Here is a 12392-nt window from a genome sequence, read left to right as displayed (position 1 = left end):
TCACGCCGCGACGGTCAGGCGGATCTGCTCCAGCACGTCCTTCGCGCTCGCGGGGATGGGCGTGCCGGGCCCGTAGATGCCCTTGACGCCGGCCTCGTAGAGGAAGTCGTAGTCCTGCGCCGGGATCACGCCGCCGACGAAGACGACGATGTCGTCCGCGCCCTGGTCCTTCAGCGCCTGAATGATCGCCGGCACCAGCGTCTTGTGGCCGGCCGCCAGCGTGGACACGCCGACGGCGTGCACGTCGTTCTCGATGGCCTGGCGGGCGCACTCCTCGGGCGTCTGGAACAGCGGGCCCATGTCGACGTCGAAGCCCAGGTCCGCGTAGGCCGTCGCGACCACCTTGGCGCCGCGGTCGTGCCCGTCCTGGCCCAGCTTGGCGATCATCACGCGCGGCCGGCGGCCCTGGTCCTCGGCGAAGGCCGCGATCTCGTCCTGCAGCCGGGCCCAACCCTCGGCCGAGTCATAGGCCGCGGCGTACACCCCGGTGACCTTCTGCGTGTCGGCGCGGTGCCGGCCGAAGACCGCCTCCAGCGCGTCCGACACCTCGCCCACCGTGGCCCGCAGCCGGATCGCGCGGATGCTCAGGTCCAGCAGGTTGCCCTGGCCGGAGCGGGCCGCCTCGGTCAGCGCCGCCAGCGCGGCCTGCACGGCGGCCGCGTCGCGGCTCGCCTTGATCGCCTTCAGCCGCTCGATCTGGCTGTCCCGGACGCGGACGTTGTCCACCTCCAGGATGTCCACCGGGTCTTCCTTGGCCAGCCGGTACTTGTTGACGCCGACGATCACGTCCTTGCCGCTGTCGATGCGCGCCTGCTTCTCCGCCGCGCTGGCCTCGATCTTGAGCTTGGCCCAGCCGGAGTCCACCGCCTTGGTCATGCCGCCCATGGCGTCCACTTCCTCGATGATGGACCAGGCCTTCTCGGCCATGTCGTGGGTCAGCGACTCCATCAGGTAGCTCCCCGCCCACGGGTCGATCACGTTCGTGATGTGGGTCTCTTCCTGGATGATCAGCTGGGTGTTGCGGGCGATGCGGGCGCTGAACTCGGTCGGCAGCGCGATCGCCTCGTCCAGCGAATTGGTATGCAGCGACTGCGTCCCGCCGAACACCGCCGCCATCGCCTCGATGGTGGTGCGCACGACGTTGTTGTAGGGGTCCTGCTCGGTCAGGCTCCAGCCCGAGGTCTGGCTGTGCGTGCGCAGCATCAGGCTCTTGGGGTTCCTGGCGTCGAAGCCCTTCATGATCCGGCACCAGAGCAGCCGCGCGGCCCGCATCTTGGCGATCTCCAGATAGAAGTTCATGCCGACCGCCCAGAAGAAGGACAACCGGCCGGCGAAGTCGTCGACGTCCATGCCCTTGGCCGTCGCGGTCCGCACGTACTCCTTACCGTCCGCCAGCGTGAAGGCCAGCTCCAGCGCCTGGTTCGCGCCCGCCTCCTGCATGTGATACCCGCTGATCGAGATCGAGTTGAACTTGGGCATGTGGGCCGCGGTGTACTCGATGATGTCGCCGATGATCTTCATCGACGGCTCCGGCGGGTAGATGTAGGTGTTGCGGACCATGAACTCCTTGAGGATGTCGTTCTGGATGGTTCCGCTCAGCTTGTCCTGCGGGACGCCCTGCTCCTCGGCCGCGACCACGTAACCGGCCAGCACCGGCAGCACCGCGCCGTTCATCGTCATCGACACCGAGACCTTGTCCAGCGGAATGCCGTCGAACAGGATCTTCATGTCCTCGACCGAGTCGATCGCCACGCCGGCCTTGCCGACGTCGCCGGTCACGCGCGGGTGGTCGGAGTCATAACCGCGGTGGGTGGCCAGGTCGAAGGCGACCGAGACGCCCTGCCCGCCGGCGGCCAGCGCCTTCCTATAGAAGGCATTGCTTTCCTCGGCGGTGGAGAAACCGGCGTACTGCCGGATCGTCCACGGCCGGACGGCGTACATCGTGGCCTGCGGCCCGCGCAGGAAGGGCTCGAAACCCGGCAGCGTGTCCGCGTGCGGCAGGTCGCGGGTGTCCGCGGCGGTGTACAGCGGCTTGACGATCAAGCCCTCGGGCGTGTGCCAGTTCAGCGCGGCGGGGTCGCCGCCGGGGGCGGACCTGGCCGCCGCCTTGTGCCACTGCTCCAGCGTCGCCTGCGCAAACTCGGCACCCTGGGGGCTCGGAGTCGTCGTCCCGCTTGTGGCGGACGGCGCGGCGGAGGGGACCTTTTGTTCGTTCGACATGGGGGACTCCTGGAAGCGCCGGATCATAGCGGCGGACGCCCCCCCCGCCCGCCGACCGGCGGCCCGGCCACCGGGGTGGAGCAGCCTCATTCCTGAATATTCAGGCAATGACATAAACCTGCACCCATAACCCGCCGATAACCCCTCGTGAAAATGTCACGACAGTGACGGAAGCCCCCCCTCCAGCCCTTGGCCCAGGGAATCCGGCCCGGTTTCGACAAGCGCCCCCGTAACTGCGCTTACATCGCGTTTCAGGCAGGCCGCCGCCCATCGCCGCCCGCCCCGACGCGCGCCGCGTTGAAGCCGGTGCCGTGAAGTGCCGATGAACAAGGGAAGTCCGGGCGGTGACGCGCGAACGACCGTTCGATGACGACCCCAAAATTACTTGCCTCGGCAAGCAATCGCCCCCCGCATCCGGGGGCTTACGCGCGTTCTGTAACCGTGAACTGAGGCCGACTCCCTGCCCTTTTGTTGGGTTCACGTTAACGGACTCACCCATACCATTTCTGGGCTAGCTCAAGTTTGTCATTCCGCGTCCGAAAACCGAATGACGGCAGCCGGGAGGCCGGGTGCCTCCCGAGAAGCTGAACCACATCACGCGCCTATGGCGCAACCGCCCCATAGGTCCACGGAGTTCCAAGATGGCATCGCTGATTACAAACCTGACTACCGCTCAGATCGCCGCCCTGACGTCGACGACGCTGGCCCGACTGACCAGCGAAGATTGGGCGGCGTTCACCACCGACCAGTTCCAGGCCCTGACGACAGCGCAATTCGCGACGCTCGGGACCAAGGCGGTGTCGTTCTTCACGACTTCCAACATCGCCGCGATCGAGTCGGACGACCTGCGGGCGCTGAGCACCGCGGCCATCCAGACCTTCACGACGGCGCAGCTCAATTCCCTGGGCTCGGACCAGTTCGGCGCGATGACGACCCGCCAGGTCGGCGCGATGACCACGCAGCAGGTCCGCAACCTGGAGTCGGACGACCTGAACGCGCTGGCCTCCGACCAGATCCGGGCGCTGAGCACCAACCAGGTCGCCGCGCTGTCCACCAGCCTGATCAGCACCCTGGCCTCCGACGATCTGCAGGCCTTGAACACCAACCAGATCAAGGCCCTGAACTCCCAACAAGTCGCCGCCCTCTCCACCGAGGGCGTCGCCGCTTTGCAGACCCAGCAGGCCGCCGCGCTGTCCAGCGCGCAGGCCGCCGCCCTGAACTCCAGCCAGGCCGCCGCGCTGAGCTCCGACGCCGTGCACTCGCTGAGCACCGCCGCCGTGCAGGCGCTGGGCACCAGCCAGATCGCCGCGCTGAACTCCGACCAGATCGCCGCGCTCACGACCGCGCAGATCAACGCGCTGACCACGGCGCAGATCCGCCAGCTGTCCAGCGATGAACTCGCCGCGCTGAACACCGACCAGGTCCGTGCCATCACGACCCAGCAGATCGCCGCCCTGACGACCGACCAGCTCGCCGGCGTCGGCAGCGCCGACGTCCAGGCCCTGTCGACCGCGCAGGTCCGCGCGCTGAGCTCCAGCCAGCTCGGCGCCCTGAGCACCGACTCGATCGAGGCGCTGAGCTCCGGCCAGGTCGGCGCCCTGACCTCCGCGCAGGTCAAGGGCCTGACCACCGACCAGATGGCGGCGATCAGCTCCGACGACATGAAGGCGCTGTCCACCGCCACCCTGCGCGCGCTGGGCACCGACCAGTTCCAGGCGCTGAACTCCGACCAGGTGTCGGCGCTGACCTCGGCGCAAGTGGCCTCGCTGACGACCGGCCAGGTCGCCACGTTGTCCACCGACGAGCTCAACGCCTTCAACAGCAGCCAGATCCGTGCCCTGGGCACCGCCCAGGTCGCCGCGCTGTCGACCGCCCAGGTCGCCGGCATGGAAAGCGCCGACGTGCAGGCCCTGACCACCGGCCAGGTCGCCGCCCTGAGCTCGGCGCAAGTCGCCGCGCTGTCGACCGAAGCCATCGTCGCGCTGACCTCCGGCCAGATGGCCACCATGACGTCCAAGCAACTGGCCGGCCTGTCGACCGACCAGATGGCCGCCATCGAGACCGCCGACCTGCGCGCCCTCTCGACCAGCGCCATCCGCGCGCTCAGCACCGACCAGTTCGACGCCCTCGGTTCCGACCAGGTCGCCGCGCTGTCCACCCAGCAGATCTCCGCCCTGACCACCGGCCAGGTCGGCGCCATGTCCTCGGACGACCTGAACGCGCTGGGCTCGGCCCAGATCCGCGCCCTGGGCACGGCGCAGGTCGCCGCGCTCACCACCGGCCAGGTCGCCGGCATGGAAAGCGCCGACGTGCAGGCGCTGACCACCCAGCAAGTCCAGGCCCTGAGCTCCGGCCAGGTCGGCGCGCTGTCCACCGACAACATCGTGGCGCTGACCTCGCAGCAGGTCGCGGCGCTGTCCACCAAGCAGATCGCCGGCCTGACCACCGACCAGATGGCCGCCATCGAGTCGGGTGACCTGCGCGCCATGTCCACGGCCGCGATCCGTTCGCTGACGACCGCTCAGTTCGACGCCCTGGGCTCCGACCAGGTCGCCGCGCTGTCCACCGCCCAGATCGCCGCGCTGACCACCGGTCAGGTGCAGGCCATGGCGTCCGACGACCTGAACGCGCTGGGCTCGGCCCAGATCCGCGCCCTGGGCACGGCGCAGGTCGCCGCGCTCACCACCGGCCAGGTCTCCACCATGGAAAGCGCCGACGTGCAGGCGCTGACCACCCAGCAAGTCGGCGCGCTGAGCTCCGGCCAACTGGGCGCCCTGTCCACCGACAGCATCGTCGCGCTGACCTCGCAGCAGGTCGCCGCGCTGTCCACCAAGCAAATCGCCGGCCTGACCACCGACCAGATGGCCGCCATCGAGACGGCCGACCTGCGCGCCCTGTCCACGGCCGCGATCCGCTCGCTGACGACCGACCAGTTCGACGCGCTGGGCTCGGCGCAGGTCGCCGCCCTGTCGACGCAGCAGATCGCCGCGCTGACGACCGGCCAGGTCCAGGCGATGTCCTCGGATGACCTGAACGCGTTGGGCTCGGCCCAGATCCGCGCCCTGGGCACCGCCCAGATCGCCGCGCTGAGCACCGGCCAGATCGCCAACATGACCAGCGAGGACGTGCAGGCGCTGTCCTCGCAGCAGGTCCAGGCGCTGAGCTCCGACCAGATTGCCGCGCTGTCGACCGAGAACGTCGCCGCCCTGACCTCGCAGCAGGTCGGCGCGCTGTCGACCAAGCAGGTCGGCGGCCTGACCACCGACCAGATGGCCGCCATCGAGACCGGCGACCTCAAGGCCATCGGCACCGCCGCCCTGCGCGCGCTGACCAGCGCCCAGCTCGACGCCCTGGGCTCCGACCAGATCGCCGCGCTGACCACGCAGCAAGTCGCCGCGCTGTCCACCGGCCAGGTGTCCAGCCTGTCCTCCGACGACCTGAACGCGCTGACCAGCGGCCAGATCAAGGCGCTGTCGACGCAGCAGGTCGCCGCGCTGACGACCGGCCAGGTCTCGACCATGACCAGCGACGACGTCCAGGCCCTGACCACGCAGCAGATCGCCGCGCTGAGCTCCGGCCAGGTCGGCGCCCTGTCCACCGAGAACGTGGCCGCGCTGAGCTCGCAGCAGGTCGCGCCGCTGAACACCAAGCAGGTCGGCGGCCTGACCACCGACCAGGTCAGCGCCATCGAAACCGTCGACGTGCGAGCGCTGAGCACCGCCGCGATCCGCGCGCTGACCACCGACCAGGTCGACGCCCTGACCTCCGACCAGGTCGCCGCGCTGACCACGGCGCAGGTCGCCGCGCTGTCCACCGGCCAGGTGCAGGCGCTGTCCAGCGCCGACCTGAACGCGCTGGGCTCGGCCCAGATCCGCGCCCTGGGCACCGCGCAGGTCGCCGCGCTGACCACCGGCCAGCTCGCCGGCATGGAAAGCGCCGACGTGCAGGCCCTGACGACGCAGCAGGTCGGCGCGCTGGGCTCGGCCCAGATCGGCGCCCTGTCGACCGAGAACATCGCCGCGCTGACCTCGCAGCAGGTCGGCGCCCTGAGCAGCAAGCAGGTCGCCGGCCTGACGACCGACCAGATGGCCGCCCTGGAGACGGCCGACGTGAAGGCGCTGTCCACGACCGCGCTGCGCGCCCTGGGCACCGACCAGCTCGGCGCGCTGGGCTCCGACCAGATCGCCGCGCTGACGACCGCGCAGGTCGCCTCGCTGTCGACCGGCCAGATCTCCAACCTGTCCTCCGATGACCTGAACGCGCTGACCAGCGGCCAGATCCGGGCCCTGTCGACGCAGCAGGTCGCCGCGCTGACCACCGGCCAGATCGCCACGATGGAGTCGGCCGACGTCGCCGCGCTGACCACCAACCAGTTGCAGGCCCTGGGCTCGGCGCAAGTCGGCGCCCTGGCCACCGACGCGATCGTGGCCCTGAGCTCGCAGCAGGTCGCCTCGCTGACGACCAAGCAGGTCGCCGGCCTGACCACCGACCAGATCGCCGCCATCGAGACCGGCGACCTCCGCGCCCTGAACACCGCGGCGCTGCGCTCGCTGACCACCGACCAGCTCAACGCCCTGGGCTCCGACCAGGTCGCCGCGCTGGGCACCGCCCAGGTCAACGCGCTGAGCACCGCCCAGGTGGCCGGCCTGACCAGCGAAGACCTGAACGCGCTGACCAGCGGCCAGATCCGCGCGCTGGGCACCGCCCAGGTCGCCGCGCTGACCACCGGCCAGGTCTCCACGATGGAGTCCGCCGACGTGCAGGCGCTGGCCACCAACCAGGTGGCGGCGCTGGGCTCGGCCCAGATCGGCGCGCTGGGCACCGACTCGATCGTCGCCCTGACCTCGCAGCAGGTCGCCGCGCTGAACAGCAAGCAGGTGGCCGGCCTGACGACCGACCAGATCGCCGCCATCGAGACGGTGGACCTGCGCGCCCTGGGCACCAACGCCCTGCAGTCGCTGACCTCCGCGCAGCTCGAAGCCCTCGGTTCCGACCAGATCGCCGCGCTGTCGACCCAGCAGGTCGCCGCGCTGTCGACCAGCCAGGTCGCCAACCTGACCAGCGAAGACCTGAACGCGCTGACCAGCGGCCAGATCCGGGCCCTGTCGACGCAGCAGGTCGCCGCGCTGACCACCGCGCAGGTCGCGGCCATGGAATCCGCCGACGTGCAGGCGCTGGCCACCAACCAGGTGGCCGCGCTGAGCTCGGCCCAGGTCGGCGCGCTGAGCACCGAATCGATCGTCGCCCTGACCTCCGGGCAAGTCGCCGCGCTGACCAGCAAGCAGGTCGCCGGCCTGACCACCGACCAGATGGCCGCCATCGAGACCGGCGACCTGAAGTCCCTGTCCACGGTCGCCCTGCGCGCCCTGACCAGCGACCAGCTCAACGCCCTGGGCTCCGACCAGGTGCAGGCGCTGACGACCCAGCAGGTCGCCGCGCTGTCCACCGGCCAGGTCAGCACGCTGGCCACCGACGACTTCGGCGCCTTCACCTCCGGCCAACTGCGCGCCCTGGGCACCGCCCAGATCGCCGCGCTCGGCACCGCGCAACTCGATGCGCTGGGCAGCGACCAGATCGGCGCGCTGACCACCGCGCAAGTCGCCGCGCTGACCACCGGCCAGATCAGCAACCTGTCGTCCGATGACCTGAACGCGCTGACCAGCGCCCAGGTCAAGGCCCTGAGCACCGCCCAGGTCGCCGCGTTGACGACCGGCCAGATCGCCACGATGGAATCGGCCGACGTCGCCGCGCTGGGCACCAACCAGGTCGCCGCGCTGAGCTCCGGCCAGGTCGGCGCGCTGAGCACCGAATCCATCGTCGCCCTGACCTCCGGCCAGGTGGCCGCGCTGACGACCAAGCAGGTCGCCGGCCTGACCACCGACCAGATCGCCGCCATCGAGACCGGTGACCTGAAGTCCCTGTCCACGGTCGCCCTGCGCGCCCTGACCAGCGACCAGCTCAACGCCCTGGGCTCCGACCAGGTCGCCGCCCTGACCACGGCGCAAGTCGCCGCGCTGACCACCGGCCAGGTGGCCAACCTGACCTCCGAGGACCTGAACGCGCTGGGCAGCGCGCAGGTCAAGGCGCTGGGCACCGCCCAGGTCGCCGCGCTGACGACCGGCCAGATCGCCACGATGGAATCGGCCGACGTCGCCGCGCTGACCACCGCGCAGCTGCAGGCCCTGGGCTCGGCGCAAGTCGGCGCCCTGGCCACCGATGCGATCGTGGCCCTGAGCTCGCAGCAGGTCGCCTCGCTGACGACCAAGCAGGTCGCCGGCCTGACCACCGACCAGATGGCCGCCATCGAGACGGCCGACCTGCGGGCCCTGTCCACCACCGCGCTGCGCGCGCTGACCTCCGACCAGCTCGACGCGCTGGGCTCGGACCAGATCGCCGCGCTGACGACCGCGCAGGTCGCCTCCCTGACCACCGGCCAGGTGTCCAGCCTGAGCTCCAGCGACCTGAACGCGCTGACCAGCGCGCAGGTCCGGGCGCTGTCGACCCAGCAGGTCGCCGCGCTCACCACCGGCCAGGTCTCCACGATGGAGTCCGCCGACGTGCAGGCGCTGAGCTCGCAGCAGGTCGCCGCGCTGAGCTCGGCCCAGATCGGCGCGCTGAGCACCGATTCGATCGTCGCCCTGACCTCCGGCCAGGTCGCCGCTCTCAACAGCAAGCAGGTCGCGGGCCTGACCACCGACCAGATGGCCGCCATCGAGACGGCCGACCTGAAGTCGCTGTCGACCAACGCCCTGCAGGCGCTGACCTCGGCCCAGCTCGAAGCCCTGGGCTCCGACCAGATCGCCGCGCTGTCCACCCAGCAGGTCGCCGCCCTGACCACCGGCCAGGTGTCCAACCTGACCAGCGATGACCTGAACGCGCTGACCAGCGGCCAGATCAAGGCGCTGTCGACCCAGCAGGTCGCCGCGCTGACCACCGCGCAGATCGCGGCGATGGAATCCGCCGACGTGCAGGCGCTGGGCACCAACCAGGTGGCCGCGCTGAGCTCGGCCCAGGTCGGCGCGCTGAGCACCGACTCGATCGTCGCCCTGACCTCCGGCCAGGTCGCCGCGCTGAGCAGCAAGCAGGTCGCCGGCCTGACCACCGACCAGATGGCCGCCATCGAGACGGCCGACATCCGGTCGCTGTCCACCGTCGCGCTGCGTGCCCTGACCAGCAGCCAGCTGGAAGCGCTGGGCTCCGACCAGGTGCAGGCGCTGTCCACCACCCAGGTGTCCTCGCTGACCACCCTGCAGGTCAGCCAGTTGGCGACCGACGACTTCGCCGCGCTGACCACCGGTCAACTGCGCGCGCTGACGACGGGCCAGGTGGCCTCACTGACCTCGGCCGAGCTGGAAGCCCTGAACAGCGACCAGATCGCCGCGCTGACCACGGGACAAGTCGCCGCGCTGACGACCGGTCAGGTGGCCAACCTGACGTCGGATGACCTGAACGCGCTGACCAGCGCCCAGATCAAGGCCCTGAGCACCGCCCAGGTCGCCGCGCTGACGACCGGCCAGATCGGCACGATGGAGACCGCGGACGTCGCCGCGCTGGCGACGAACCAGATCGCCGCGCTGGGCTCGGCCCAGGTCGCCGCCCTGGGCACGGACGCGATCGTCGCGCTGAGCTCGCAGCAGGTCGCCGCGCTGACCAGCAAGCAGGTCGCCGGCCTGACCACCGACCAGATGGCCGCCATCGAGACCGGTGACCTGAAGGCGCTGTCCACGACCGCCCTGCGCGCCCTGACCAGCGATCAGCTCAACGCCCTCGGTTCCGACCAGGTCGCCGCGCTGACCACGACCCAGGTCGCCGCCCTGTCCACCGGCCAGGTGTCCAACCTGACGTCGGACGACCTGAACGCGCTGACCAGCGCGCAGGTCCGGTCGCTGACGACCCAGCAGGTCGCCGCGCTGACCACCGGCCAGATCGGCACGATGGAGACCGCCGACGTGCAGGCGCTGAGCTCGCAGCAGATCGCCGCGCTGGGCTCCGCCCAGGTCGGCGCGCTGAGCACCGACTCGGTGGTCGCCCTGACCTCCGGCCAGGTGGCGGCGCTGAGCTCCGCGCAGGTGGCCGGCCTGACGACCGACCAGATGGCCGCGATCGAAACCGGCGACATCAAGGCGCTGAGCACGACCGCGCTGCGCGCCCTGACCTCGACGCAGCTCGACGCGCTGGGCTCCGACCAGATCGCCGCGCTGACGACCCAGCAGGTCATCGCGCTGTCGACCGGCCAGATCGCCAACCTGTCCAGCGACGACCTGAACGCGCTGACCAGCAGCCAGATCAAGTCGCTGAGCAACGCCCAGCTGCAGGCCCTGACCACGGCGCAGATCTCGACGATGACGACGGAAGACGTCGCCGCGCTGACCTCGACCCAGATCCAGGCCTTCGGCTCGGCCCAGATCGGCGCGCTGAGCACCGACGCGATCGTCGCGCTGAGCTCGTCGCAGGTCGCGGCGCTGAGCTCGACGCAGGTCGACGGCCTGACGACCGGCCAGATGGCGGCCTTCGAGACGGCCGACCTGCGGGCGCTGACCACGCTGGCGATCCGCTCGCTGGACAGCGCGCAGCTGGAGGCGCTGGGCTCCGACCAGATCGCGGCGCTGACGACCCAGCAGGTCGCCTCGCTGTCGACGCTGCAGATCAGCCAGATGGCCACGGACGACGTGCAGGCGCTGACCTCGACCCAGGTCGTGGCGCTGAACTCCGCCCAGCTGCACGCCTTCACCACCGACCAGGTGATGGCGATCGACAGCGGTGACCTGGCGGCGATCAGCAGCCTGAACATGGTGGCCTTCGGCTCGGCGGACTTCCAGGCCTTCACCTCGGATCAGATCCACGCCCTGACCTCGTCGCAGTGGAGCGCGGTGAGCGCCTCTCAGGTGGCGGGCATCGAGACGGCGGACATCGCGTCCATCACCACGGACGGCATCCATGCCCTGAGCACGGCCGCCATCCACGCCTTCGGCACCGACCAGATCGGCGCGCTGACCAGCGACCAGGTCCACACGTTCAGCACCGCGCAACTGCATGCGCTGGGCACGGACCAGATCGCGGCCCTGACGACGGACGACATCAACGCCTTCACCAGCACGCACTTCGCGGCGCTGACGTCGGCCCAGATGCACGCCTTCACGACGAACCAGATCCTGGCGATGGATTCGTCCGACATCCATGCGCTGACCTCGATCCAGGTGCAGGGCCTGTCGACCGACCAGATCCATGCGATGACCTCCGACCAGTTCATCGGCTGGGAGACCCAGGACCTGGCCAGCATGAACATGCAGCAGGTGCTGGCGATCACGTCCGACCAGACGGTGGGCTTCACCGGGGAGCAGACCAACTCCCTGTTCCTGGCCAGCCCGATCGTGCTGGACCTGGACGGCAACGGCATCCAGACGCTGTCGGCCAGCCACGGCGTGAACTTCGACCTCAACGCCACCGGTCATAACGACAAGTGGGGCTGGGTCGGCGGCAACGACGGCCTGCTGGTGATGGATCGCAACGGCAACGGCCAGATCGACAGCGGCGCGGAGCTCTTCGGCGCCGGCACCACGGTCAACGGCCGCAAGGGCCTGGACGGCTTCACCGCCCTGGCCTCGCTGGACACGAACCATGACGGCCACATCAACGCCAAGGACGTGGACTTCAGCAAGCTGCAGGTCTGGGTCGACGCCAACCACGACGGCAAGACCGACGCGGGCGAGCTCAAGTCGCTGGCCGAGCTGGGCATCGTCGACCTGAACCTGGGCGCCATCACCGGCACCGCGGTCGACAACGGCAACGTGCTGGGCCTGGTGTCGAGCTACACCAAGTCCGACGGCACGACGCACGAGATGACCGACGTGTGGTTCGCCAAGGACGGCTCGTCGCAGCACGCCACCAGCGGCACGGCGGCGCCGCACCTGGGCGACCTGCTGGCGCAGCCGGAAGCCAACCTGCTGGGCGGCGCGGCACCGACCGCGGCCACGGCGGCGGCCACCGCCGCGGCGACGGCCACGGCGACGGCGTCCACCAGCGCCCCGGTCAGCCCGGACGTGTTGAACGCCCACCTCAAGAAGCTGCATGACGACGACCAGAACGGCGCCGGCCCGCTGATCTAAGCGGCGGTCCGGAACCGGGGGCCTCGCGCCCCCGGTTTGTCGTTGGAGGCCGGCCCCTCACCGGTC

Annotated in this window: 2 protein-coding genes; one reads left to right on the top strand and one right to left on the bottom strand. The window is 70.2% G+C overall.

Features of this window, described 5'->3' with window-relative positions:
* The gene (scpA, locus tag CDN99_RS24700; protein WP_169727060.1) at positions 1-2220 is read right to left on the bottom strand and encodes a methylmalonyl-CoA mutase; all 2220 of its coding nucleotides are present in this window, start codon (positions 2218-2220) and stop codon (positions 1-3) included.
* A 641-nt stretch (positions 2221-2861) separates the two neighbouring features.
* On the opposite strand from scpA, the gene CDN99_RS24695 reads away from it, so the two are divergent.
* A complete protein-coding gene (locus tag CDN99_RS24695) occupies positions 2862-12326 on the top strand; it encodes an SPM autocatalytic domain-containing protein (RefSeq protein WP_088387828.1) in 9465 nt (3154 codons plus the stop codon).
* Positions 12327-12392 lie beyond the last annotated feature (66 nt).

Source organism: Roseateles aquatilis, from assembly GCF_002205645.1.
GTDB classification, from domain to species: Bacteria; Pseudomonadota; Gammaproteobacteria; order Burkholderiales; family Burkholderiaceae_C; genus Roseateles; species Roseateles aquatilis.
Note: the sequence above shows the minus strand (reverse complement) of the source record. Positions and strands in the feature narration are given on the sequence as shown.

Coding starts and splice junctions, on each gene's coding strand:
- scpA (WP_169727060.1), bottom strand. CDS start 2,220: ATGTCGAACGAACAAAAGGTCCCCTCCGCCGCGCCGTCCGCCACAAGC.
- CDN99_RS24695 (WP_088387828.1), top strand. CDS start 2,862: ATGGCATCGCTGATTACAAACCTGACTACCGCTCAGATCGCCGCCCTG.